The following is a 25,689-nucleotide window of genomic DNA, read 5'->3' as shown; positions in this document are numbered from 1 at the left end:
CGTCTGTGACTTGACCTTCCCGTAAGGGGAGGGTCTATGCTCAAAGGTCAGACTGCGTCCCGCCGGTTGAAAATAAGGAAGTGATTATGCAACGTCGTGATTTCTTAAAATATTCTGTGGCGCTTGGGGTCGCATCGGCACTGCCGTTGTGGAGCCGCGCCGTGTTTGCTGCGGAACGTCCCGCGTTACCCATTCCCGATCTTTTAACCGCCGACGCACGCAATCACATTTCGCTGATTGTCAAAGCCGGACAGTCGACCTTCGCGGGTAAAACGGCAACGACCTGGGGTTACAACGGCACGCTACTCGGGCCGGCGCTTAAGCTGCGCAAAGGTCAGCGTATTACCGTGGATATTCATAACCAGCTTGCCGAGGAGACGACGCTGCACTGGCATGGGCTGGAAGTTCCCGGCGAGGTGGACGGCGGCCCGCAGGGGGTGATTGCGGCGGGCGGCAAGCGCTCCGTCACCTTCACGCCTGAACAGCGTGCGGCAACCTGCTGGTTCCACCCTCATCAGCATGGGAAAACCGGTCGTCAGGTGGCGATGGGACTGGCGGGCCTGGTACTGATTGAAGATGAAGACATTGGCAAACTGCTCCTGCCGAAACAGTGGGGGATAGACGATGTGCCGGTGATTATTCAGGACAAACAGTTTTCCCCTGACGGACAAATCAATTATCAGCTGGATATGATGACCGCCGCCGTCGGGTGGTTTGGCGACACGCTGCTGACCAACGGGGCGATTTATCCGCAACATGCTGCGCCAAAAGGCTGGCTGCGTCTGCGCCTGCTGAATGGCTGCAACGCGCGTTCACTGAACATCGCCACCAGCGACAACCGCCCGCTGTATGTTATCGCCAGCGATGGCGGCCTGCTGGCGGAGCCGGTGAAGGTAAACGCACTGCCCATGTTAATGGGGGAGCGTTTCGAAGTGCTTATCGACATCAGCGACGGCAAAGCGTTTGAGTTGATGACGCTGCCCGTCAGCCAGATGGGGATGACGATCGCGCCGTTTGATAAACCGCACCCGGTTATGCATATTCAGCCGCTGGCGGTCACGGCCTCCGGCACTTTGCCGGATACGCTGACCACGATGCCTGCATTGCCTTCTCTTGATGGCCTGACGCAGCGAAAACTGCAACTGTCGATGGACCCGATGCTCGACATGATGGGTATGCAGATGCTGATGCAAAAGTATGGCGATCGGGCGATGGCGGGAATGGATCATGGGCAGATGATGGGGCATATGAATCACGGTAGTGGTGGGCATATGAACCACGGCGGGAAGTTCGATTTCCACAATGCCAATAAGATCAACGGCCAGGCGTTTGATATGACGACACCGATGTTTGCCGCCGCCAAAGAGCAGTATGAGCGCTGGGTTATTTCCGGCGAAGGCGACATGATGCTGCATCCGTTCCATATTCATGGTACGCAGTTCCGCATCCTGTCGGAAAACGGCAGCGCTCCGGCGGCGCATCGCGCAGGCTGGAAGGATACGGTGCGGGTTGAAGGCGGGATCAGCGAGGTGCTGGTGAAGTTTGATCACGAGGCATCGCAAGAACATGCTTACATGGCGCACTGCCATCTGCTGGAGCATGAAGATACAGGCATGATGCTTGGCTTTACGGTATAAACATGCCGGATGGCGCTAGCGCTTATCCGGCCTACAGTCTCGGTTTTACGGTATAAACATGCCGGATGGCGCTGGCGCTTATCCGGCCTACAGTTTCGGTTTTACGGTATAAACATGCCGGATGGCGCTGGCGCTTATCCGGCCTACAGTTTCGGTTTTACGGTATAAACATGCCGGATGGCGCTGACGCTTATCCGGCCTACAGTAAAATGAGCATCCTGTAGGCCGGATAAGGCGAAGCCGCCATCCGGCATAAACGTTACTGCGCGTCGTCAGGCAGAGCGTACGCGACAATATAGTCTCCCATCTTCGTCCCGAACGAACCGTGCCCCCCGGCGGAAATCACGACGTACTGCTTACCGTTGACTTCATACGTCATCGGCGTTGCCTGACCGCCTGCGGGCAGACGGCCTTCCCACAGTTTTTCACCATTGCTCATGTTGTAAGCGCGCAGGTAGTTATCTGCGGTCGCGGCAATAAACAGCACGTTGCCAGCGGTAGAGATTGGGCCGCCCAGCATTGGCATCCCCATATTGAACGGCACTTTAAACGGCATCGGGAACGGCATGCTGTCCTGCGGCGTACCAATACGTTTTTTCCAGACAACTTCGTTGGTTTTCAGATCCAGCGCGGAGATGTAGCCCCAGGCAGGCTGTTTACACGGCAGACCAAACGGCGACAGGAACGGATTCAGCGTCACGCCATACGGTACGCCATACTGCGGCTGAATACCCGATTCCGAACCGGTGCCTTTGGCATCTTCCGGCGGCTCCATCGGATTACCCGGGCCGCGTGGGATCAGTTTAGAGACAAACGGCAGCGCCATCGGGTTGGCAATCGCCACCTGACGGTTCGGGTCGACGGAAATGCCGCCCCATTCGAACATACCGAGGTTGCCCGGGAAGACCAGCGTGCCTTTTTCTGATGGCGGGGTAAAGATCCCTTCATAACGCATCTGATGGAACATCACGCGGCACACCAGCTGATCGAACATGGTGGCGCCCCACATATCCGCACCGGTCAGGTCTTTCGTCGGACGGAAGCTCAAATCAGAGAACGGCTGCGTTTTGGTGACGTAATCCCCTTTGGCCGCGCCCTGCGGTACCGGTTTTTCCGGGGCAGGCACCACAAGCTGACCATTGCGACGGTCCAGCACGAAAATATTACCGGTTTTTGCCGGGGCGTAGATGACCGGAACGGTTTGCCCTTTCACGGTGATATCCGCCAGCGTCGGCTGGGACGGCATATCCATATCCCACAGATCGTGATGAACGGTCTGATAGCTCCAGGCCAGTTTACCGGTCGTTGCATTGAGCGCCAGGATCGAGCTGGCATAGCGCTCCTGCTCTGGCGTACGGTTGCCGCCCCAGATATCCGGGGTGGTGACGCCCATCGGCAGATAGACCAGATCCAGCTTCGCGTCATACGCGGCTGGCGCCCAGGAGTTTGGCGAGTTTGGCGTGAAGTGGTGCTCATCCGACGGGATCGCGTTCGGGTCTTTCGCACCGGGATCGAATGCCCACAGCAGTTTACCGCTGTTCACGTCAAAGCCGCGAATAACCCCGGACGGCTCGCGGGTAGAGAAGTTATCGGTGACGGCGCCTGCAATGACGATCACCTTGTCGGTCACGACCGGAGGTGATGTGGGTTCATACATGCCCGGCGTAGTGACCGGCATATTGGTTTGCAGGTTCAGAATGCCGTTGTTGGCAAAGGATTCGCACAGCTTGCCGTTGTCCGCGTTGAGGGCGAAAATACGGCCATCGTTCACCGGCAGAATAATGCGGCGCGGGCAGTCTGAAACGACATCCGGCGAGGCGTTATCGGTCGTGGCTTCATGATAGGAGACGCCACGGCAGGTGACATGCTGGAAGCTGGGATCGGTATTGAGCTGCGGGTCGAAATGCCACTTCTCTTTCCCGCTCGCCGCGTCCAGCGCGAACAGACGCTGGTGGGCGGTACACAGATACAGCGTATCGCCGACTTTAATCGGGGTCACTTCGTTGGTGATTTCACCCGGATCGTTCGGCTGCTTCAGATCGCCGGTACGGAACACCCACGCCTCTTTCAGGTTGTGGACGTTATCAGCCGTGATCTGCTTCAGCGGAGAGTAGCGCTGCCCTTCCTGATTGCGGCCATAGGCAGGCCAGTCCTGGTCCGCAACCGGAGAGATCGGTTCGGCAGGCACCGCGTCCGCGCTTAGCGTACCGTTGATCTCTTGCGGGTCGTTGAAGCCAGCCCAGGTGAGGATGCCGCCGCTTATCAGCAGGGCAACCACCAGTGCGCTGACAGCGCCGCCGGAAGGGACGCTCAGGCGATGCCAGACAAACGGTAAAATCAGCCAGATGCCGAAGAAGACCAGAATGTCGCTACGCGGGGTTAGCGCCCAGAAGTCGAAGCCGACTTCCCACACGCCCCAGATCATAGTGGCGAGGAGCAGGGCGGCATACAGCCACAGCGCGGAACGCTTGCTGCGCCACAATAGCCCGGCGACGCCAAGCATGACGATGCCCGCAATCGGGTAGTACCAGGAGCCGCCGATGGCGACCAGCCAGCCGCCGCCGATCAGCAGATACAGCCCGCAGAGTGCAGCGAAGAGGGCTGTCAGCGTCACGAGAAGCCGTGGCGCTTTTGCGTTGTTATTTGCCATAAAAAGATACCATCTCAATTTGTTAATTTTTTAGTAGCAATTAATTATAGGATTTAACAAGTGTGATCGTCATCACAAAATGAGCTTTATTAACAGATGCCGCGAATAAATACTTTTGCTGGTATACTGCGTGCCTTGCGCTTCGATGCTGTCTTATCAAGAGCAGGCATGAAGTGATTTGTTTTTAAATCATATGGTTAGAGATATGAAACATACTGTAGAAGTAATGATCCCCGAAGCGGAGATCAAAGCGCGCATTGCCGAACTGGGTCGTCAAATTACTGAACGTTATAAAGACAGCGGCAGTGACATGGTGCTGGTAGGTCTGCTGCGTGGCTCATTTATGTTTATGGCGGATCTGTGCCGCGAGGTACAGGTGTCTCATGAAGTCGATTTTATGACCGCCTCCAGCTACGGTAGCGGCATGTCCACCACTCGCGATGTGAAAATTCTCAAGGACCTGGATGAAGATATCCGTGGCAAGGATGTGCTGATTGTCGAAGATATTATCGATTCCGGGAATACGCTGTCGAAAGTGCGGGAAATCCTGAGCCTGCGTGAGCCAAAGTCTCTGGCGATTTGTACGCTGCTGGATAAGCCGTCTCGCCGTGAGGTTGACGTCCCGGTTGAGTTTATCGGTTTCTCGATCCCGGATGAGTTCGTTGTGGGTTACGGCATCGACTATGCTCAGCGTTATCGCCATCTGCCGTATGTTGGTAAAGTGGTGCTGCTGGACGAGTAAGAACGTTGTGCCGGATGGCGCTACAGGTGCTATATCCGTAGAAATGTAGGCCGGGTAAGGCGTAGCCGCCACCCGGCAATACACGTTTACTTGTGGTTAATATGCTTTTTGCTGAGGTTTGAAACCCCCCGACGATAGCGCTGTTCCAGCGTTTCACGGTTGGTCGCCGTGACTTCCAGATCGCGCAGCAGGCCGTCGTGAATACCGTAGGCCCAGCCGTGAATCGTCACTTTCTGACCGCGTTTCCACGCGGACTGCATGATGGTTGAGTGGCCCAGGTTGTATACCTGTTCCATCACGTTCAGCTCGCACAGGGTATCGATTCGACGCTCCTGCGGCATTTCTCCGAGTAATGAGCTATGTTTGAACCAGATATCGCGAATGTGCAGCAACCAGTTGTTAATTAACCCCAGTTCCGGGTTTTCAACAGCCGCCTGGACGCCGCCACAACCGTAGTGACCACAAATAATAATGTGTTCAACTTCCAGTACATCGACGGCATACTGCACCACGGATAGGCAGTTGAGATCGGTGTGAATGACCAGGTTGGCAACATTGCGGTGAACAAATAATTCGCCCGGCTCAAGGCCGGTTAAACGTTCTGCGGGAACGCGGCTGTCGGAACATCCAATCCATAGAAAGCGCGGTTTTTGCGCTTGCGCCAGTTTCTCAAAAAATCCGGGGTCCTCTTCCACCAGCATTTTTGACCATAGTGCATTGTTGCTGATGAGTGTATCTATGTCTTTCATGGAGGTTAACGACCTGTAACCAAATAAGTGCGTTGGGCTAATATAGGGCAACTCCGGGATTATTTAAACCATATACTCGTCATTCTTCACGTTGCAGGTGCGTTGGCTTCCTCGCTCACCCCGGTCACTTACTGGTGTAAGCTTCCGGGGATTCACTGCGTTGCCGCCTTCCTGCAACTCGAATTATTTAGAGTGTAAATAAAGTGTAAGAACGTAAGGTAAGTAAAAATTCATGACCATTGCACTGGAACTTCAGCAACTTAAAAAAACGTATCCGGGCGGCGTTCAGGCGCTCCGTGGGATCGATTTGCAGGTTGAAGCGGGTGATTTTTATGCGCTTCTGGGGCCAAACGGGGCGGGGAAATCAACCACCATTGGCATTATCAGCTCGCTGGTTAACAAAACCTCCGGGCGCGTCTGCGTCTTTGGCTACGACCTTGAAAAAGATGTGGTCAACGCCAAACGCCAGCTTGGCCTGGTGCCGCAGGAATTTAACTTCAACCCGTTTGAAACCGTCCAGCAGATCGTCGTCAATCAGGCGGGGTACTACGGCGTTGAGCGTAAAGAAGCCGTTGCGCGCAGCGAAAAGTACCTGAGACAACTCGATCTGTGGGAAAAACGTAACGAACGCGCGCGTATGCTCTCCGGCGGGATGAAGCGTCGTTTGATGATCGCCCGGGCGCTGATGCATGAGCCGAAACTGTTGATTCTGGATGAACCCACCGCGGGGGTGGATATTGAACTTCGCCGCTCAATGTGGGGCTTTTTGAAGGATTTAAACGACAAAGGCACCACGATTATCCTGACGACGCACTATCTTGAAGAAGCGGAAATGCTGTGTCGCAACATCGGTATCATTCAGCACGGCGCGCTGGTGGAAAACACCTCGATGAAAAATCTGCTCTCTAAGCTGAAATCCGAGACGTTTATTCTCGATCTGGCGGCGAAAAGCCCGCTGCCGAGGCTGGAAGGCTATCAGTACCGTCTGGTGGATACCTCGACGCTGGAGGTCGAAGTATTGCGGGAGCAGGGCATCAATAGCGTCTTTTCGCAACTGAGCAGCCAGGGCGTTCAGGTTCTCAGTATGCGTAACAAGGCAAACCGCCTGGAAGAACTGTTTGTCTCTCTGGTGCATGATAAAAAAGGAGATCGCGGATGATGCAGCTGTATTGGGTCGCGCTGAAAAGCATCTGGGCGAAAGAGATTAACCGCTTTATGCGTATCTGGGTGCAGACGCTGGTGCCGCCGGTCATCACCATGACGCTCTATTTTATTATCTTCGGTAATCTGATCGGCTCACGCATTGGCGAGATGCACGGTTTTAGCTATATGCAGTTTATCGTGCCGGGCTTAATCATGATGGCGGTGATCACCAACGCATATGCCAATGTGGCCTCATCCTTCTTTAGCGCCAAATTCCAGCGCAACATTGAAGAGCTGCTGGTGGCGCCTGTCCCGACGCACGTCATTATCGTCGGATATATTGGCGGCGGCGTGGCGCGCGGGCTGTGCGTAGGGGTTCTGGTTACGGTGATTTCGCTGTTCTTTGTGCCGTTCCAGGTACACTCCTGGGTGTTCGTGGCGTTAACGCTGGTGCTGACGGCGGTGCTGTTTTCGCTGGCAGGGCTGCTGAACTCGGTCTTTGCGAAAACCTTTGATGATATCAGCCTGATCCCGACGTTCGTGCTGACGCCGCTCACCTACCTGGGTGGGGTGTTTTATTCCCTGACGCTGCTACCGCCGTTCTGGCAAGGATTGTCGCATCTGAACCCGATTGTCTACATGATCAGCGGCTTCCGCTATGGTTTCCTGGGCATTCACGATGTACCTCTGGTCACTACGTTCGGCGTGCTGGCCGTGTTTATCCTGGCGTTTTACCTGCTGTGCTGGTACTTAATCCAGCGCGGACGCGGCTTGCGCACGTAATGTTTTTCCTCTCCTCCGCCGGGGGAGGGGCAGACTTTGACGTTTATCACCCTTACTCATTTATCACACTGATAAACTACTTGCTTGCTAAGGAGGTAGGCTATGTTGGGTTGGGTGATTACCTGTCATGACGATCGCGCGCAGGAGCTACAGGATCGTCTGGAAGAAAAACATGGCCCGCTGGCGCAGTGCCGGGCGGTGAACTTCTGGCGCGGTCTGAGTACCAATATGCTCAGCCGTATGATGTGTGAAGCATTACACCAGGCGGATTCCGGCGATGGGGTGATCTTTTTAACGGACACGTCCGGCGCCGCACCTTATCGTGTGGCGTCGCTGATGAGCCATAAACATTCCGGCTGCGAAGTGATTGCCGGTGTGACGTATTCATTGCTTGAAGAAATGCTTGCCGCACGGGAATCCATGAGCAGCGCGGCGTTCCGTGACACCATTGTTTCCCTCGGCGCGCCCGATGTCACCAGTCTCTGGCATCAACAGCAAAAAAATCCGCCTTTTGTGCTGAAGCATGATTTGTACGCGTACTGACGGTCAATTCGTGGAGGCGATGATGCGGCTGACAGGCAGTCAGCCGCAGGGAACGTTATTCGTAGCTGAGGGTGAAAGTACCGACGGTTTCAAAAGTGCCGGCTTTAATTGTACCGATTTTGATTAACTGCCCGGTGAAATCCAGACCAATAGATTCATGATACCACTCACGATTTCCGCTGTAGGTGATACCGACACGCTCCGAACCGTCTACCTTCATTGTTTGTGTGTTGTTATTGATAATGGAACGAATTTTTACGCCCACGCCCTCGGCGCTCCCTGAAGAGTTGGTGAGAATCGTATTGTCTGCGCCATGATTGCCGGTCAGGGTGACAGTAACGGTCGTCAATGAGCAGCGGAATAAGTTAAACGTAAACGGCTTTTCTACCGACTCGCCCGTTTTTTCGAAATCGGAACGGTAAAAGTCGCCAAAATCCACGTCCCGATCGTATTCGTCATTATTTATCCCCATTCCCTGGCAGGTCGGCTCCATGACGGAAAACGCCATCGATGCTCCACTCATCATAAGGTCGAGATCGTTTTGCCCGGCATCTCCTATGTGCAGAGTACCGATTTTCCCTGGCAGCGCGTTCCCGTCCGTCTGACCATTTCGGGGGTGGTAGTCTGGCGTCTGATACATCGTGACGAAGATATCCCAGTTGCGTGTTGCGCTAGGCCCCGTCCAGGGGGCATCGCCATGGCTTGGGAAGGTTGACGTTCCTCCGGGCAGCGGCAGGTTTAAATCCAGATCGTTAGTGTTGTTGCCGTTGTGGCAGTTCCCGATACACCTCACGGAATAGGTGTAAACAATGCCGGGAATCGAGGTTTTGAGCAGCCCGGTAGGGCCATCTGACCCCTGAGTGGTATATTGATCCCACAAATTGGCGTCGGTAGGGCCGGTCAACGTTACGGCATTGCTCCCACTACCTCCGCATGTGATGGGCGCCGCTCCCTGGAATAAAGGGAAATCACCCTCCATAGACTGAGGGTTCATAATGATGAGCGGCGTATCGATGCCTCCGATGGGGCCGATGAGCGTTCTGGCAGTCCAGAAAGCAGGTATACTGGCCTGCTGTGTCGTAAAATGACATGCGGTGTCTGCTAACGCTTGCCTGGTGGAAATGGAGAGCACGCAAAATAATAGCGGCAGTAAATAGCGTAATTTCATCATAAATCCCTTTACTGATAGGTTACATTGACCACCACATTGCTGGTCACCAGTCCGTTGCCGACATCGCCCGTGTTCTGGTAGCGGGCGTAAAACACATAATCTGCTGGAAAGAGCGGTGCCGCTTGCCCGCTAAGGTCATACGCTACGTCGGAACTGCCATCGCTATTCAATACGTTCGTGTGGTGTGTGGCGGAAAAAACAACCACACCGACATTTCTGGCCTGATCGCTGACCGCGTTATTGATAAATACCTGGCTGTTGTCGGGGTTTATACCGAATTGCGGTTCAAATCGAAAATGAAGCTGCTGGCTTCCTTCGCTTCCTGCTGGCGGCACGTCGCAGTTGACAACCTGAATGGTAAACGTTGTACCGCCAGCGTCCGTTTCCGGCCGCAGGCGATCGCTGTTGTCCGTATTGTAAAACCAACTGCGCGTGACGGTTGGCAACTCGACATTACCGCCATTTTCCAGGCTTACTTGGCAGGTATTGGCCAGAATCTTCGCCTTAAAATTGACGTCCATTCCGCTGTCGTCAGCCTGACTGACGACAGGCCACAGTCCTGCCAGGCCCACCAGCAGGGCGAAAGTAAATCGCATAAAAAATAGTGTCTGTCGCATAGTTGCCCGCTGGCTACATTACTGGTAGGTGACTAAAAAGGTGATAAGCGACGTCGCTTCACCTGTTGTGATATCAGCGGCTGTTTTACCGTTCGCAACGACCCAGCGAGCCACCAGAGGATAGGTGTAGCTCTGGTTCATATTCTTCGAACCAAACGAATGCGTCAGTACATTCGAAGGGTTGCCCGTCTGGCAGGCTAACTGGGTGCCTGAGTCTGCGGCGGTTTCCCAGATCTCAACGGCGGTATTCGTGGCGCCTGTTGTCGCGTAGGAGTCGCCGGAACAGGTATTGCCCGCCCCTGGCTGAGCCGCCACGGTTGTGGTTAACACGCCCGCGCATTCGGTCAGTGCGATATTAAAGGATTCGGTACGCGTACCGACTTCGTTCTTATACAGATCGCCGAAGTCAATCGTGCTGGTCGGGCCATCTGCATCCGTCACCTGGGTGTTACAGGTGCCAGGGAGGATCTCAGTGGTAAAGATAGCCTGCAACTGATTGGTGCCTGTCACCGGGGCGGCGTGGGTCAGGCCGCTGAATAATCCACCAGCTACCGCCAGCGCGAGAAAAAGAGAATTAGATTTCATTATGATGCTCCGTTATATCGCAGGAATTATTCATAGCTAAAGTTAAAGGTTGCTGTTGCCTGGAAGGCGCCAACCGCCGGGGTTGTACCGGAGATCCTTGTCGTCACCAGACGCGCCACAAGGTCGACCTGTTTGCTGTCTATTTCAGCAGGACTCCATTTAATCACCTCGGCATCGTTATCTGAGGTCTCCGTTTCGTTGGCAAAAATAGCAAAATAGCTGGTTGGCGCACTGACACGAGAGAATTTCAGGCCAATCCCGGTGGGGCCTGTCTCACCCGTACCGGGGAGGAGGATGGTTTTCGGCGTACCGCCGTCGTAACCGGAGGTCGTGCCGCTGATGGAGGCTTTAATTCCGGTTACGGATTCCGGGCAGTTTTTAATTTTCAGGGCGAATTGCGCCATCGTTGGCCCTGACGCTGTCTCGCTGGTCTGGTATTTAATGATATCGCCCAGCGACACTTTGCCGTCGGCGCCGATGATGATGGTGGAGCTACTGTCCGAGTCATTAATCGTCATATCACAGGTTGTGTCCCGGATATTGGCTCGGAAGGTAATGTCGATGCTGTCGCCGTTGTCTGCATGAACGGATGAACACACCGCCAGCGCTAACATAGCGACAGGTAAACTGCGGAGATATTTATTACTTTTTAAAGTCATTAAGGGAACTCCCTGTAGAAAAATAACTTATTGCATATGACAGAGTTGATTGTTCAGGATTGTGGTTAATCCTGCCTTTTGTGCGCTGTCGGTAATGTGATAATTCACCGTACAGGCGCTACCTGCTTCTTTACCCCAGACAACTCGCAGGGTGCCCTGATCTTCTACGCCGCGCACATAAGCCTGCCCGGCCTGACCGACGGCGCCGACCAGCTCGCCTTTATCGGTCAGGACGTCTGCGCCGAGTGGAATAAAGCCTTTATCGTTGCGTAGAAGTTCAAGGATGAGAGAACGACCTTCGTCGGTTTCGAAGTTGACCAGCACCACGGCGCCATCACGCGGGACGATGGTTTCACTGGTGTTTTTGACCTCGACGTCGGCGTCCAGAGAACTGATATTCAGCCCAACGCGGTTCTCACGGTAAGCCGAGGCATACGGCATAATCGCGTATCCTGAACGACCAATTTCACCTTTGCCGTAACCGAGCTGCGCGCCTTTTGCGCCGCTGGCATGAACCAGAATGATGGGGCCGGTGTCACTTAACGTTCCTGGCGCCATCGTCAGGCCGCCAGTGTGAACCACCATGCCGCCGCTATAGTTGGCGGAATATTGTTTGCTGCTGTCATCGCTAAAAGAGGTAGAGACTGACAGGGGGCCATACGGACTGCTCCATGAGCCGTAACCGCTGATCTGATTCAAATCGCCATAATCACCGGTGTTGCTTGCCGTACTGATGGAGTAGTTAATCTTACCGTCTTCAGTATTACCGCTGGCGGTGTTGTTAAAGTTGGCGCTGCCTTCCATATCCGTACGCGCGCTCATATTGACGTTGTTAAAACCGGCAATATTTTTACGTTCACTGGAAAACGTGCTTAACGGAATGCTGACGTTGAGATAAACGCTGTCATCTTTTTCGCCATCTTCATCATAGGTACGCTGGAGCGAGATGCTGTAGCTGCCATAGCGGAAGTCATTGCTGTAACCTGCGCTGTAGTTTGAGGTGGAACCACTCTCATTCCAGTAGTCTTCCCAGGTGCCGGTGACATAGAGCGAGCCGTAGTTTTCACCATTGAACGCCAGCGGTTGACTGACGCTAATCTGAAACTGGTTTTTCATACGCTGATAGTCAGAATAGAGTTCGTCGCTGGACTCATATGACTGATTCTTATAGCTGCCGTATTTCACGTCGTCGTGCAGCGCGGCGGCGTCCCGTAAGCTGAGGTAGTCCTCCGTCGAGAAACGGTATGCCGCCACATTGAATGAGGTGTCGGTGGTTTCGATGACTTTGCTGTACGTCAGGCGATAGCTTTGGCCGGTCAGCGTTCCCAGCTCGTCAATTTGTGCATGTGACTGCGTGACGTCTAACGCGAAGGCGCCGATCGCGGTGTTCATCGCCACGCCAAGCAAACCGGCGTAAAAATCCATGTCGCTGTACTGCACGCCCGCGTAGCCGGTAAAGGTGTTGTTGAGACCGTAATACCAGGTGGCGTAACCAATGTTCGGTCTGTCATGCAGCGAATCGTCGTTCAGTTCGCCCGCGCCAAACTCCCAGCGTGAGGTTCCCGGACGCATCATCTGCGTAACCGAGGAAAAAGGAACCGTGAAGGTTCTCTTGCTGCCGTCAGACTCTTCTACAGTCACCTGTAGATCGTTACCGTAGCCGGTGGTGCTGAGATCGCTCAGTTCAAACGGGCCTGGTGGTACGGTGGTTTCATAAATTTTGCTGCCGCTTTGCATGACGGTGACTTTGGCGTTGCTGTTAGCGACGCCACGAATGACCGGTGAGTAGTTGGTACGGCCTTCCGGGCGCATGCGATCGTCGCTGTACAGGCGCATCCCGCGCAGGCTGACGGAGTCGAAGGTATCGCCGTTGGTGTAGGTTTCGCCCGCCACAACCTGCGCGGTTAACGCCGGAATGTCGCGCTGGAGGTAAATGTCCTGGCTGGAGTAGTCCGAGCCGTTGTCTTTATCCCAGTTGTAGGTGCCGCGGGAGCGCAGCCGCCATGCGCCCAAATTCAGCCCATATTGCAGACCGGCATAAGCCGTGTCGGAATTATTGCCATCGCTTTCGCTATGCCAGGCGTTGAGGTTGTACGACAGCAACGCCGCCGGAATACCTGCATCCCATAATGATGGATCGACATATCCCGCCGGGCGCTTGAGAACGTAAAGCTGCGGCATCGTCAATTCCAGGGTGAGTTTTGAGGTATCGAAATTCACCGACGAGTGGGGGTAATATTTTTTGATATCAATACAGGTTGTATCATCGTCGGAAATAGTATTCCCCAGCACGCTACTATCAACGCCCGCTTGTTTCAGCAACAATGCGGTAATACACGGCGTGGCGCGTGGCGTTCCGTTATCTTTAAATTCGATGTTTTGCGTCGATTTATTTTCACCGTTCAGGCTTATTTTCGCCCGGTAGGTTCCCGGTAATATTGGATTACCCTGAGCATAACGGCTTACATCGACTGCACTCCCCATATTCAGCAGGAATTGATCGTTAAACTCTACCATTTCCTCTGAGTCGGGAGCAGAGGACTGTGCAGGCGTATTTCCCGTCGCATGAACAGAGAACGGCAATGCCGCACTAATGGCGAGACATAATAGAGATCGTCGAAAAATCATAACAAGTCCAGTCGATTAAAGCGGGTTGCCGTTATATAAGAAGAAAAAATATATTTTTAATTTATTAATTAACGTTGGCGGTGAGTTTTTCCGTTCCGCCAAAATCATTGATAGCGATATACACCACTTCTCCGCTGGCGTTATTCGTTAATCCTTTAACCGTCATGGTTTCGCTGGAGAACGGCTTAATCGACTTACTGTCAATTTCATACTCTTTGGCGCCGACCTTAAACGTTGCGCTGGAGAGTGAAACGTTATAGGGCGAGTCGTTACGGCCAACTAAAGACAGGGTGTTGCCCTGGCGCGTTTGCGACCATTTAACCTGCTTCATCGCCTCACCTGGGGTGCCTTTTAAGCCGTCCGGGCGGAAAAATAGCTTAATACGGGTACGGAAAGCGAGTTGCAGTTGGTTCTGGCTTTCGCCGTCTTTCGCCGTTGCTTTTTTGGGGATTTCCAGCACGTTAAACCAGAATAAGGATTCCCGATCCTGCGGCAGCGGCTGCTGTAAATATGTCACACGCACAGACTGGCCTTTCCCTGGATCGATGCGTGAAATGGGCGGGGTAATGACAAAAGGCAGTTTTAATTCCTGCGGGTTAACGTTCGGGCTCCCGTCATCCAGCCAGATCTGAAGTAACAGCGGGTTTTTGCCTCGGTTATCCAGGTTCACAATCACATCTTTCATGGATTGTTGATATACGATGCGTGTGCCGGAGATAACCACGTCGGCGCATGCCTGAAAAGAGGCGATGCCGATCATGGCGGCGGTGAGGGTTTTTAATCCGGTTTTTAACGTCAGGCTGAACATAATGCTACCCACTCCCTGTTGGATGTAACGAAAACATCCTCTGGCTTAAGCCAGAGGATGAAGAACAACAGTCCTGTTGCTTATTGGTAGTTCATGGTGAAGGCAACCTGTGCCTGCACGGAACCGCTGGTTACGCCAGTAGCCGGACCCATATAAGCGACGGTGTAGTTCAGTTCGCCTTTGCCATCAGTCAGCGTGGTTGACTGAGTGTTGTTAGGATGATCGATTTTGATCAGATCGGTCTTCGTGTTGCCATCGTTGTGCAGAACCAGGCTTACGTTGGTTGCTGAACCTTGCAGGCCAGTTGGTGGAACCAGCGCGCCTTCGTTGTTTGCGGAAGAACCGCCCCAGGAATCAAACTGCGCATCAGCAGACTGCAACTCAGTATCCGCACAGGAAATAGACAGCGCGAACTTAGCCTGGCCCAGGGTGCTGTTAACGTCGGCAGCAGTACCTGGGGTGAAGTCTTCTACTGACACGGTCGGCAGAGTGACGTTGAAGTCTTTAGTTGTCTGGGAGCTCAGTGGATCATCTTTCAGCGTGATGTTACAGGTATTCGGGGTGACCAGGCCGTGGAAGGTGATGGTGCCACGATCTGCGTCTGCTGCGAATGCTGAACTGGAAATAGTTGCCAGAACTGCCGCAGCTAATGCGTATTTTTTCAATGCCATTTTGATAAACATCCGTATTAGATAATAAGTGTACTTTACGTTTTTAGAAAAAGTACTTCGTCTGTTAAGCGTAAAGGCCGGCCGGGGAATTACATTAACTTTGCGGAGTATAGGAAAATATTTATTGATAATTGTAATTATCTTTACTTAAATGGTGTTTAAGTAAACTTAACTGATGGTTATTTCGTTGAAAGGTAAGTGTTTTTATTTTTGGCTATTCATCTGATGAATTTGTGAGGAAAAGAATTTAATGATATAAATAAATATAACGATGGATTGTTGAACGTTTGTTTAAATTTTCTGATAACGCCTCAACTAATATTATTAGTTGTCCTGATAAGAAAGGCCGGAATTATTTAAAATAAAAGGAGCTGAAGTTTTTCGGCTCCTTTTATTAATATAATAATATATTTGGGAAATATCAGGCAACCTGTACCGGGATCGCTTTCGCGGTGCGCTTCATTTCATTATCGCCTTCAAAATAGGCGACGTTGGGCTGCCAGCGACGCGCTTCTTCGTCTGACATGGTAACGAAACTTGCGATGATCACGATATCGCCCACCGCAGCACAGTGCGCCGCAGCGCCGTTCACGGAGATGATTCTGGAGCCACGTTCGGCGGCAATCGCATAGGTTGAGAAGCGCTTGCCGTTAGTCACGTTCCAGATATCAATGGCTTCGTTTTCAAGAATACCGGCTGCGTCCAGAAAATCCTGATCAATGGCGCAGGAACCTTCGTAGTGCAGGTCCGCCTGAGTCACTTTCACGCGGTGGAGTTTGCCCTGCAACATAGTGCGAATCATAACTTCTACCTTTAAATCTTAGCGATAACGAAGCAGGCGTCGCCTGCTTTGAGGAAATTCTCAGGCAGTATTGCCTGATTTTTAACCCCTGTCTACTGGGTTAATGTAACGGACTGATTGTCGATCAGGCGAGCCTGACCCAGCCATGCTGCCATCAGGATCACCGCGCGTTTGCTGCTATCGGTGAGTTCCAGCAGCGTGTCCGCGTCGCGAATCTGAATGTCATCCGCGCGGAAGCCTTTTTCATTCAGCTCCTGCTCGGCGACGGCGATCATCTCTTCCAGATCGCGATTACCCGCCAGCAATTTCTCGGCGACGCTGTTCATCACCTTATTTAAGCCGGGAGCAATTTTGCGCTGTTCGGCGGTCAGGTAACCGTTACGCGAACTCAGCGCTAAACCATCTTTGGCGCGAATAATCGGTACACCGACGATCTCGATGTCGTAGCCCATATCGGCCACCATCTTGCGGATTAAAGCCAGTTGCTGGAAGTCCTTTTCGCCAAAGCAGGCGATGTCCGGCTGGACGAGATTGAAGAGTTTGCTGACGATGGTGGAAACACCGCGAAAATGGCCCGGACGGCTGGCGCCTTCCAGCATGGTGGACAGCCCAGGAACATCAACGTAAGTCTGGCCGTCGGTGCCTTGCGGGTAAATTTCCGCTGGCGCCGGCGCGAACACGAAATCCACTTTGCGTTTGTTCAGCTTTTCGCAATCTTCCTGCAACGTTCGTGGGTAGCGTACCAGATCGTCCGGGCGGTCAAACTGCATTGGGTTCACGAAAATACTGACCACCACGACGTCAGCGCGCGCTTTCGCTTCCTCAACCAGTTTCATATGACCATCGTGCAGGTTGCCCATCGTTGGCACCAGCGCAATGCGTTTACCGTCCTGGCGCAGGCGGCGAATATGCTGTCGCAGCAGCGGCAGGGTTTCAATAATTAGCACAACAAGACTCCTTAAGTTGCCTGATGGACCGTGGTTTGTAGGCCTGATAAGCGTAGCGCCATCAGGCATTTTGCCGGATGGCGACGCAGGGCGTTTTATCCGGCCTACAAGCACCCCATTAATGGAAGCTGTGTTCTTCGCCCGGATAGACGCTGGACTCAACCTCGGCAATATACTGCCGCACGGCGGCGCGCATGTCGCCTGCTTCCGCTAGGAAATTTTTAGCAAATTTCGGAATGTGGCCGCCGGTAATGCCGAAGGCGTCGTGCATCACCAGGATCTGACCGTCAGTTACGTTGCCTGCGCCAATGCCGATGACCGGAATGGAGAGCGCTTCGGTGACGCGTTTAGCAAGCTCAACCGGTACGCATTCCAGCACCAGCAACTGTGCGCCTGCCGCTTCCAGCGCCTGCGCATCATCCAGCAGTACCTGCCCCGCATCGCCGCGCCCTTGGATCTTATAGCCGCCAAAGATATTGACGGATTGCGGCGTCAGTCCCAGATGGCCGCACACCGGCACCGCGCGTTCGGTGAGCATTTTTACCGTATCGACCAGCCAGGCGCCGCCTTCGATTTTGACCATATTCGCCCCCGCGCGCATCACCACGGCGGCGTTTTCAAACGCCTGCTCCGGGGTGGCATAGGCCATAAACGGCAGGTCGGAGAGCAGGAGACAGTTAGGCGCGCCACGGCGCACCGCACGCGTGTGGTAAGCGATATCTTCTACGGTAACAGGCAGGGTGGAATCGTGTCCCTGAACCGTCATGCCCAGCGAGTCGCCTACCAGCATCACGTTGATACCCTCGTCAGCGAAGAGTCTGGCAAAGCTGTAATCGTAGGCGGTGATAGTCGCGAAGCGCTTTTTCTCTTGCTTACATTTTTGCAGCAAGGCGATAGTCGTCGGTTTCATAACGTTTCCTGATGGTGGAGGTCATATTAACCGGCATTTTAACAGCAGCATTGATGGGGGCAATGGATTTAAGCAATCGATTAACCCGAAAGCAGTAAACGCTAAAGAGGGGCGGGCAATTTACCAGTGGGCAGGTTTTTCTGCTGCGAGGCGTGTGAGGTAATGATGCAGCGTGACGCCGTCCGGGAACACCAGGTCGGGGGCGATTTCAAAGAGCGGCCACAGCATAAAACCGCGATTTTTCATGTCGTAGTGCGGTATCGTCAGGCGGGGCGTATTTATTACGTCATCACCAAACAGCATGATGTCGAGATCGAGTGTGCGCGGTCCCCAGCGTTCGGCTTTGCGAACGCGGCCCTGTTGTAACTCAATACGCTGCGTGTGGTTGAGCAGTTCTTCCGGCGCCAGTTGGGTTTCCAGCGCAACGGCGGCGTTCAGGTAGTCGGGCTGATCCTGCGGGCCTAGCGGGGGAGTGCGGTAAAACGAGGAAACGGCAACAATGCGGCTGTCCGGGATGTCGCCGATAGCCTTCACGGCAGCATTAACCTGCTCCAGCGGAGAGGCTAAGTTGCTGCCGAGCGCGATATAGGCAACCGTCACGCGGTTCCCTCGCGGCGTGGCGCGCGTTTGCGCGGACGACGATGGCGGCGGCGCGGCGCGGGGTCTTCATCCAGTTCATTCAGCATGCCTTTCTGATCGGGCGGCGCTGAAACCTGGAACTCGCCCCACCACTGCGCCAGACGTTGCAGTTCAGCGTTGTTTTCTACCTCGGCGCGCAACGCCAGCAGATCGTATGCGGCGCGGAATTTCGGATGCTCCAGCAGCTTCCAGGCGCGTTTGCCCTGGCGGCGGGACATCCGCAACTGGAGTTGCCAGATATCACGGGTTAACGTTGTGAGGCGTTTCGGGATCGCCAGCGAACGGCACGCTTCGTCCAGCACCTCGTTCATGGCCAGCGCAAAGGCGTCGTAATAGGCCAGGCCGCTCTCCTGAGCGATTTTCTGCGCCATTTCCAGAAGCGGATACCAGAACATGGCGGCAAACAAGAACGCCGGGTTAACGCGCATGTCGTTATGAATGCGGTTATCGGTATTTTTCAGCACCTGCGCAATGATGCGCTCCATCGCGCTGTCGCCGTTTTCGGTGAAATAACGCGTAATGGTGGGGAACAGGGGCTGGAACAGGCTGTATTCACGCAGCTTTTTGTAGGTTTCGAAACCATATCCCGCTTGCAGAAGCTTCAGGGACTCTTCAAACAGACGCGCGGGCGGAATATCGTTGAGTAAGGTCGCCAGGCGCGGAATCGGCTCTGCGGTTTCCGGGCTGATGCGCATATCGAGTTTTGCGGCGAAACGGACTGCACGCAGCATTCGCACCGGATCTTCGCGGTAACGCGTTTCAGGGTTGCCGATCAGGCGAATCACGCCGTCTTTCAGATCCTGCATACCGCCGACATAGTCGCGCACGGTGAAATCCGCCACGCTGTAATAGAGGCTGTTAATGGTGAAGTCGCGACGCTGGGCGTCCTCTTCAATGGAGCCGAAGATGTTATCGCGCAACAGCATGCCGTTTTGCCCGCGCTGGGAGGTGGCGCGGTCGCTGTCGTTGCCTTCATGGTGACCACGGAATGTCGCCACTTCGATAATCTCCGGGCCGAACATGACGTGCGCCAGACGGAAACGGCGACCCACCAGACGACAGTTACGGAACAACTTCCGCACCTGATCCGGCGTTGCATTGGTGGTGACATCGAAATCTTTCGGTTTTTTGCCGAGCAGAAGATCGCGCACGCCGCCGCCAACCAGCCAGGCCTCATATCCCGCTTTATTGAGCCTGTACATTACTTTCAGAGCATTTTCACTGATATCTTTGCGGGAAATAGCGTGCTGCTCACGCGGGATTACCGTCATATGTGGACGGGCGACGGCAAGCTCGGCCTCGCTCTCCTCGCGGTTTAGCACCTTGCGGCAAAAATTAGCGACTCGGGTAAAAATAGTGCACCTCGGTAGTGTCAAACATCAATCAGGACAAGTTACTGCGTAAAAATAGCGGCTAATCATAGCTCAGCAAGACGCATTTGAGAATGCTGGATTTACACTTGCCGATTCCGGCACCGTCGTAAGCGTCCAGTTATCCACCGCATACTGCAATAATTCGTCGGTATGCATATCCTGCCATTGCGCCGTGGCGTTCTGGCCCAGAAAGCGCAGCGCGGCAATGAGTACGGGGCGTGGATCGCCCTCCGGCAAGGCTGGGGCATGATTCTGTTTGGAAAGTTTAGCGCCTTGTTCGTTGAGCGCCAACGGCAGATGAATATAGTCCGGCGCGCGCCAGCCGAACTGCTGGTACAACGAAATTTGCCGTACCGTGGGTTCGATTAAATCCGCGCCGCGCACGATTTCCGTGACGCCCTGAAAATGATCGTCCACGACCACCGCCAGGTTATAGGCGAACAGACCATCGCGGCGATGAATAATAAAATCCTCACTCGCCAGCAGCGGGTCGGCCTGGATATCGCCGCGCAGCACGTCATGAAATTGCATCACCGGACTGAACTGTTTAATCCGCACGGCGGCATTTTCCGGCCCATGCTGCAAGGTTCGGCAATGGCCGTCGTAAACGCCGCCGATGCGTTGAATACGCGCGCGTGGGCAGGTGCAGTAGTAGCTTAAATTCTGCTGGCGCAGCCAGGCGAGCGCGTCGCGGTAGGCGTCATGGCGTTGGGACTGCCACAATATATCGCCATCCCAGTGCAGGCCGTAATGTTCCAGCTGACGCAGAATTGTCTCTGCGGCACCGGGAACTTCACGAGGGGGATCGATATCTTCAATGCGTACTCGCCAGATCCCATGCTGAGAGCGGGCTCGCAGGTAACTACCGAGGGCGGCGATCAGTGAACCAAAGTGCAGCTCGCCAGAGGGGGACGGGGCGAAGCGGCCAATATAGTGTGCGTTGGTCATACCGGTGGACAATATAAAAGAATAAGGCGGGAGATAACCCCGCCCGGATTTTGCCGGATGGCGGCGCAAACCCTTCATCCGGCCTATGAATTGTTGCCAGGCAGGATAAGCGTAGCGCCATCCGGCGTTCTACGGTCTGACGGGATTAGCCCGCCATTTGTTTTTCGCGGATCTCAGCCAGCGTTTTGCAGTCGATGCACAGATCGGCTGTTGGACGCGCTTCCAGACGGCGAATACCAATTTCGACACCGCAGGATTCGCAGTAGCCAAAATCTTCGTCTTCCACTTTCTTCAGCGTTTTCTCGATCTTTTTGATCAGTTTGCGCTCACGGTCGCGGTTACGCAGCTCAAGGCTAAATTCTTCTTCCTGCGCGGCACGGTCAACCGGATCAGGGAAGTTAGCCGCTTCGTCCTGCATATGAGTCACAGTGCGATCGACTTCATCCCTGAGTTGATTACGCCATGCTTCAAGAATACGCTTGAAGTGCGACAGCTGGGCTTCGTTCATATACTCTTCGCCCGGTTTCTCCTGGTACGGCTCCACCCCAGCGATGGCGAGAATACTCAGGGACGATGTTTTACGGTTTTGCCCTTCTTGCATGTTGCTTCTCCTTAACACGCACTATCGATCCCCATTGTCGGGGGAAAAATCAGGTCGCTATAAATAGCAGATGCTTTTCAGGATAGCAATTATCTAAACGTAACACTTGACAACCCTGTGAGGAAAAGCGTATTTGCGTACGCGACCAGAATACTAATTAACCGATTGTTTACGCCATTATAAAGTCATGGGTAACGATTCTTTTAGAGTCATACCTTCGGCAGAAAGTTCGGCTTTATAAACCAGAATTTCTACCCCCTTTAGCTGTGCTTCAATCAATAGTTGCGCATATTTTGCATCGATATGCCGCGCGGGTGAAAACCGTGTAATGGCTGAATGCAGCACCGCGAATAACACCACGGCGCGATGGCCTTCAGCCGCTACGCTCATCAGTTCCCGAAGGTGTTTTTGTCCCCGTAAGGTGACGGCATCGGGAAAATAACCATACTCTTGTTCCGCTAATGTGACCGATTTCACTTCAATATAGCAGTCGGGTCGGGAATCTGCCTGTAACATGAAATCAATACGGCTGCGTTCCGCGCCGTATTTTACTTCGCTTTTTAACAGGCTGTAGCCTGAAAGTTCTGAAAGCTGCTCATTCTGAATCGCTTCCTTCGTTAATCTGTTTGCCCACAGGGTGTTAACGCAGATAAGTGCGCCTGTCCGGGTTTGCGTTAATTCCCAGGTGTGCGGATATTTGCGTTTAGTATTTTCTGATGTCGAATACCAGACGGTATCGCCCGGCGTGGCGCATCCGGTCATCGCACCGGTATTTGGGCAGTGTAACGTTAATTCCGTGCCGTCCGGTGTAATGACATCGGCTAAAAAACGTTTGTAGCGCTGAATTAAGGTGGCACGCTGTAATGGCGGAGAGAACTGCATGTGATTTCCTTAAAGCCTGCTTTTGCAGACTATTTTATTCGGTAAGCGTCCAGCGCTGTAGTTGTGTGTAACGTGTGCGGCCGCGTTCGAACGACGAGGCATAAAGCGCAAATTCATTGACCGGAAACGACCAGCAAAAACCCGGCGCTGGAATGGCGACCGCATGGCTGGCGTCACGCAGCAGCGTAATATGCGGATGAAAAGGCTGCGGGCTTTGATAACAACCGCTGCGCGCCGCCTGGGCGCGTAACATGTTCGCCAGTTGCAGCAGCCCGCGCGGCGGCTGTCGCATCCCCAGCCAGACGACCCGCGAACGTAGCCACTGGCCCGCGTCATCCAGCCTGAGCGTAAAGCCCGGCTGACGGATGCGTCCGGCAAGCTGTGATAACGCCTGTTGCTTGCTCGCGCTCACCTCGCCTAAAAACGCCAGCGTCAGGTGCAAATTCGCTGCGGCGACCGGCCTGCCGTCGTCCGGGGAAAAATGACCGGCGCGCCAGGCGATGATCTGCTCACGAACCTCGTCGGGCAATTCAATGGCAAAGAACAGCCTTTTCGGCTCAGACATGATGGGTACTCGGTTATGAATTAACGCGATGCTACAATGCAGCGCGAAGAATGTTAACCCTCTGGAGCCATTTGTGACGTCGTTGCCCGTTGCCGCCGTACTGCCCGAATTACTTGCCGCGCTTGAAGGCGCGCCCCAGGTTTTGCTCACCGCCCCAACCGGCGCGGGGAAATCGACCTGGCTGCCGTTGCAGTTTCTGACGCATAAAGGCATTCAGGGGCGAATTATCCTGCTGGAGCCGCGCCGCCTGGCGGCACGTAATGTGGCGCAGCGGCTGGCGGAACTCCTGAACGAGAAGCCCGGCGAGACGGTCGGTTATCGGATGCGCGCGCAAAGCTGTGTTGGCCCGCAGACGCGGCTTGAAGTAGTGACGGAAGGGGTGCTGACAAGAATGATCCAGCGCGATCCCGAGCTGAACGGCGTCGGGCTGGTGATCCTCGATGAATTTCATGAGCGTAGTGTGCAGGCGGATCTGGCGCTGGCCTTGCTGCTGGACGTGCAGCAAGGGCTGCGTGACGATCTGAAACTGCTGATCATGTCTGCGACGCTGGACAACGGGAAGCTGCAACAGCGCCTTCCTGATGCGCCGCAGGTGGTGTCTGAGGGGCGTGCCTGGCCCGTTGAGCGTCGCTACCAGTCACTTCCGGCCCAACTGCGTTTTGATGAGGCGGTGGCCATCGCCACGGCAGATTTGCTGCGTCACGAAACCGGCTCTCTGCTGCTGTTTTTACCGGGCGTTGGGGAAATTCTGCGCGTACAGGAATACCTGGCCGCGCGCGTGGCGGATGATGTGCTGTTATGCCCGCTGTATGGCGCGTTGTCTCTGGAGGCGCAGCGTAAAGCGATACTGCCTGCGCCGCGCGGGATGCGCAAAGTCGTGCTGGCGACCAATATTGCCGAAACCAGTTTAACCATCGAGGGTATCCGTCTGGTGGTGGACAGCGCGCAGGAGCGCGTGGCGCGCTATGACGTGCGAACCGGCCTGACGCGGCTGATTACCCAGCGCGTCAGTCAGGCCTCCATGACGCAGCGAGCCGGACGCGCCGGGCGTCTGGAACCGGGCGTGTGTGTTCACCTGCTGGCGAAAGAGCAGGCGGAAAGGGCGGCGGCGCAAAGCGAGCCGGAGATTTTACAAAGCGATCTGTCCGGTTTACTGCTGGAGCTGCTGCAATGGGGATGCAGCGATCCCGCGCAGCTAAACTGGCTGGACCTTCCCCCGTCTGCCAACGTGCAGGCAGCCCGGCGGCTGTTGCAGATGCTGAATGCGCTGGATGGCGAGCGGCTGAGCGCGACGGGGCAGAAAATGGCGCGGCTTGGCAACGACCCCCGTCTGGCGGCGATGCTGGTCAGCGCCGGCAATGACAGTGAAAAGGCGACAGCGGCGAAACTGGCGGCGATTCTGGAGGAGCCGCCACGCGCGGGCAATACCGACCTCAGCGTGGCGTTTTCGCGCCAGCAACCGGGCTGGCAGCAGCGTAGCCAGCAGCTCCTGAAACGGCTCAACGGGCGAGGCGGCGAAGTGGACGGCACGATGCTGGCGCCGCTGCTTGCGCAGGCGTTTGCCGATCGTATCGCGCGTCGACGCGGTCAGGAAGGGCGCTATCAACTGGCGAATGGCATGGGCGCGGTGCTTGACGCCGATGACGCGCTGGGTCGCCATGAGTGGCTTATCGCACCGTTGCTGTTGCAGGGAAGCGCGTCGCCGGATGCCCGTATTCTGCTGGCTTTACCGCTGGATATCGAGGCGCTTATTCAGGCATGTCCGGCGCTGTTGCAGCAGTCTGACACGGTAGAGTGGGACGACGCGCAGGGAACGTTAAAGGCGCTGCGCCGAATGCGTATCGGGCAACTGACGGTAAAAGTTCAGCCGCTGGCTAAGCCTTCGGAAGAGGAACTGCACCAGGCGATGCTCAATGGCATTCGCGATAAAGGGCTAAGTGTGCTCAACTGGACGCCGGAGGCTGAACAGTTCCGCCTGCGTCTGCTGCGCGCGGCGCAATGGTTGCCGGAGTACGACTGGCCTGCCGTTGATGACGCTTCTCTTCTGGCGACGCTGGAAAGCTGGCTGCTGCCGCACATGACGGGCGTTCATACGCTGCGCGCCCTGAAAGCCCTGAATATTACCCAGGCGTTACGCGGCCTGCTGGACTGGTCTATGCTGCAACGTCTGGATAGTGAGCTGCCCGCGCATTACACTGTGCCGACGGGAAGCCGGATAGCCATTCGTTATCACGAAGATAACCCGCCAGCGCTGGCGGTCAGAATGCAGGAGATGTTTGGCGAAGCGAATACGCCTGCTATCGCGCAGGGGCGCGTGCCGCTGGTGCTGGAGTTGCTCTCACCGGCCCAACGCCCGCTACAGATTACGCGCGATTTAAGCGCGTTCTGGCAGGGAGCGTACCGCGAGGTACAAAAAGAGATGAAAGGGCGTTATCCCAAACATGTCTGGCCGGACGATCCGGCGAATACCGCGCCAACGCGGCGCACGAAGAAGTATTCATGACTGCCGGATGGCGCTGTGCTTATCAGGCCTGCTCGCTCAAATGTAGGCCGGATAAGGCGAAGCCGCCATCCGGCATAAACATGGCAGAAAATTGAGAGATTTCTTCTTCTGTCGACTGACGGAAGAACAGAGA

The 25,689-nt window shown here is 54.7% G+C and carries 24 protein-coding genes; 6 read left to right on the top strand and 18 right to left on the bottom strand.

Annotation, left to right across the window (positions count from 1 at the left end; genetic code table 11):
• Window positions 1–86: 86 nt before the first annotated feature.
• A complete protein-coding gene (cueO, locus tag OGY62_RS18345; protein ID WP_286460381.1) occupies window positions 87–1,637 on the top strand; it encodes a multicopper oxidase CueO in 1,551 nt (516 codons plus the stop codon).
• A gap of 259 nt (window positions 1,638–1,896) precedes the next feature.
• Here the strand turns inward: cueO and OGY62_RS18340 are convergent, their stop codons facing one another.
• The gene (locus OGY62_RS18340) at window positions 1,897–4,287 is read right to left on the bottom strand and encodes a glucose/quinate/shikimate family membrane-bound PQQ-dependent dehydrogenase (RefSeq protein ID WP_115615121.1); all 2,391 of its coding nucleotides are present in this window, start codon (window positions 4,285–4,287) and stop codon (window positions 1,897–1,899) included.
• 205 nt (window positions 4,288–4,492) lie between these two features.
• Here OGY62_RS18340 and hpt point away from each other — a divergent pair, with 205 nt between their 5' ends.
• Window positions 4,493–5,029 (top strand): hypoxanthine phosphoribosyltransferase, encoded by a 537-nt coding sequence (hpt, locus tag OGY62_RS18335; protein WP_024130701.1) that lies wholly within the window; start codon window positions 4,493–4,495, stop codon window positions 5,027–5,029.
• 86 nt (window positions 5,030–5,115) lie between these two features.
• Here the strand turns inward: hpt and can are convergent, their stop codons facing one another.
• Window positions 5,116–5,778 carry a carbonate dehydratase gene (gene can / locus OGY62_RS18330; RefSeq protein ID WP_012134030.1) on the bottom strand — a complete coding sequence of 221 codons (663 nt, stop codon included), beginning with the start codon at window positions 5,776–5,778 and terminating at the stop codon, window positions 5,116–5,118.
• Between the two features lie 232 nt (window positions 5,779–6,010).
• Here can and OGY62_RS18325 point away from each other — a divergent pair, with 232 nt between their 5' ends.
• The 3 genes from OGY62_RS18325 to OGY62_RS18315 all read left to right on the top strand — a co-directional run bounded on the left by OGY62_RS18325 (window position 6,011) and on the right by OGY62_RS18315 (window position 8,247).
• Window positions 6,011–6,937, top strand: a complete 927-nt coding sequence (locus OGY62_RS18325) for an ABC transporter ATP-binding protein (protein ID WP_104869070.1) — start codon at window positions 6,011–6,013, stop codon at window positions 6,935–6,937.
• A complete protein-coding gene (locus tag OGY62_RS18320; RefSeq protein WP_012134028.1) occupies window positions 6,934–7,704 on the top strand; it encodes an ABC transporter permease in 771 nt (256 codons plus the stop codon). The genes OGY62_RS18325 and OGY62_RS18320 overlap by 4 nt, the downstream gene beginning before the upstream one ends.
• 102 nt (window positions 7,705–7,806) lie before the next feature.
• Entirely contained in the window at window positions 7,807–8,247 is a 441-nt protein-coding gene (locus OGY62_RS18315) for a PTS sugar transporter subunit IIA (protein WP_012134027.1), read from the top strand.
• Window positions 8,248–8,302: 55 nt separating this feature from the next.
• Here the strand turns inward: OGY62_RS18315 and OGY62_RS18310 are convergent, their stop codons facing one another.
• The 16 genes from OGY62_RS18310 to thpR all read right to left on the bottom strand — a co-directional run bounded on the left by OGY62_RS18310 (window position 8,303) and on the right by thpR (window position 23,053).
• Window positions 8,303–9,418, bottom strand: coding sequence for a fimbrial protein (locus OGY62_RS18310; protein WP_199971803.1), 1,116 nt, complete (start codon window positions 9,416–9,418; stop codon window positions 8,303–8,305).
• An 8-nt stretch (window positions 9,419–9,426) separates the two neighbouring features.
• On the bottom strand, window positions 9,427–10,035 hold the full coding sequence (locus OGY62_RS18305) for a fimbrial-like protein (protein ID WP_012134025.1): 609 nt from the start codon (window positions 10,033–10,035) through the stop codon (window positions 9,427–9,429).
• Between the two features lie 18 nt (window positions 10,036–10,053).
• Complete coding sequence (locus OGY62_RS18300) at window positions 10,054–10,620, bottom strand: fimbrial protein (RefSeq protein WP_012134024.1); 567 nt, start codon at window positions 10,618–10,620, stop codon at window positions 10,054–10,056.
• Window positions 10,621–10,646: 26 nt separating this feature from the next.
• Window positions 10,647–11,279, bottom strand: a complete 633-nt coding sequence (locus OGY62_RS18295; RefSeq protein WP_052194418.1) for a fimbrial protein — start codon at window positions 11,277–11,279, stop codon at window positions 10,647–10,649.
• Between the two features lie 27 nt (window positions 11,280–11,306).
• Window positions 11,307–13,907 (bottom strand): outer membrane usher protein, encoded by a 2,601-nt coding sequence (locus tag OGY62_RS18290; RefSeq protein WP_047458871.1) that lies wholly within the window; start codon window positions 13,905–13,907, stop codon window positions 11,307–11,309.
• A gap of 64 nt (window positions 13,908–13,971) precedes the next feature.
• Window positions 13,972–14,715 carry a fimbrial chaperone gene (locus OGY62_RS18285; RefSeq protein WP_049009322.1) on the bottom strand — a complete coding sequence of 248 codons (744 nt, stop codon included), beginning with the start codon at window positions 14,713–14,715 and terminating at the stop codon, window positions 13,972–13,974.
• 80 nt (window positions 14,716–14,795) lie between these two features.
• Window positions 14,796–15,386, bottom strand: coding sequence for a fimbrial protein (locus OGY62_RS18280; RefSeq protein ID WP_024130696.1), 591 nt, complete (start codon window positions 15,384–15,386; stop codon window positions 14,796–14,798).
• Between the two features lie 421 nt (window positions 15,387–15,807).
• Window positions 15,808–16,188: an aspartate 1-decarboxylase gene (gene panD, locus OGY62_RS18275; protein ID WP_012134019.1), complete on the bottom strand. Its 381-nt coding sequence runs from the start codon at window positions 16,186–16,188 to the stop codon at window positions 15,808–15,810.
• 92 nt (window positions 16,189–16,280) lie between these two features.
• On the bottom strand, window positions 16,281–17,135 hold the full coding sequence (gene panC / locus OGY62_RS18270; protein WP_024130695.1) for a pantoate--beta-alanine ligase: 855 nt from the start codon (window positions 17,133–17,135) through the stop codon (window positions 16,281–16,283).
• A gap of 118 nt (window positions 17,136–17,253) precedes the next feature.
• On the bottom strand, window positions 17,254–18,045 hold the full coding sequence (gene panB, locus OGY62_RS18265) for a 3-methyl-2-oxobutanoate hydroxymethyltransferase (protein WP_286460380.1): 792 nt from the start codon (window positions 18,043–18,045) through the stop codon (window positions 17,254–17,256).
• 120 nt (window positions 18,046–18,165) lie between these two features.
• Window positions 18,166–18,645, bottom strand: a complete 480-nt coding sequence (gene folK, locus OGY62_RS18260) for a 2-amino-4-hydroxy-6-hydroxymethyldihydropteridine diphosphokinase (protein WP_101744228.1) — start codon at window positions 18,643–18,645, stop codon at window positions 18,166–18,168.
• Window positions 18,642–20,039: a polynucleotide adenylyltransferase PcnB gene (pcnB, locus tag OGY62_RS18255; protein WP_204267647.1), complete on the bottom strand. Its 1,398-nt coding sequence runs from the start codon at window positions 20,037–20,039 to the stop codon at window positions 18,642–18,644. Before pcnB ends, folK begins: the two co-directional genes overlap by 4 nt.
• A 69-nt stretch (window positions 20,040–20,108) precedes the next feature.
• Window positions 20,109–21,005 carry a tRNA glutamyl-Q(34) synthetase GluQRS gene (gene gluQRS, locus OGY62_RS18250; protein ID WP_115182357.1) on the bottom strand — a complete coding sequence of 299 codons (897 nt, stop codon included), beginning with the start codon at window positions 21,003–21,005 and terminating at the stop codon, window positions 20,109–20,111.
• 145 nt (window positions 21,006–21,150) lie between these two features.
• Window positions 21,151–21,606 carry an RNA polymerase-binding protein DksA gene (gene dksA / locus OGY62_RS18245; protein WP_001155232.1) on the bottom strand — a complete coding sequence of 152 codons (456 nt, stop codon included), beginning with the start codon at window positions 21,604–21,606 and terminating at the stop codon, window positions 21,151–21,153.
• A 177-nt stretch (window positions 21,607–21,783) separates the two neighbouring features.
• Window positions 21,784–22,488 (bottom strand): DNA/RNA nuclease SfsA, encoded by a 705-nt coding sequence (gene sfsA, locus OGY62_RS18240; protein ID WP_286460379.1) that lies wholly within the window; start codon window positions 22,486–22,488, stop codon window positions 21,784–21,786.
• Between the two features lie 34 nt (window positions 22,489–22,522).
• Entirely contained in the window at window positions 22,523–23,053 is a 531-nt protein-coding gene (gene thpR, locus OGY62_RS18235; RefSeq protein ID WP_219935971.1) for an RNA 2',3'-cyclic phosphodiesterase, read from the bottom strand.
• A 73-nt stretch (window positions 23,054–23,126) separates the two neighbouring features.
• Between thpR and hrpB the strand changes: the two genes are divergently transcribed.
• Window positions 23,127–25,556 carry an ATP-dependent helicase HrpB gene (gene hrpB, locus OGY62_RS18230; RefSeq protein ID WP_219935969.1) on the top strand — a complete coding sequence of 810 codons (2,430 nt, stop codon included), beginning with the start codon at window positions 23,127–23,129 and terminating at the stop codon, window positions 25,554–25,556.
• Window positions 25,557–25,689 lie beyond the last annotated feature (133 nt).

It is taken from the genome of Citrobacter sp. CK198 (assembly GCF_030333295.1).
Taxonomy (GTDB): Bacteria; Pseudomonadota; Gammaproteobacteria; order Enterobacterales; family Enterobacteriaceae; genus Citrobacter_B; species Citrobacter_B koseri.
This window is presented reverse-complemented; position numbering and strand designations above follow the sequence as displayed.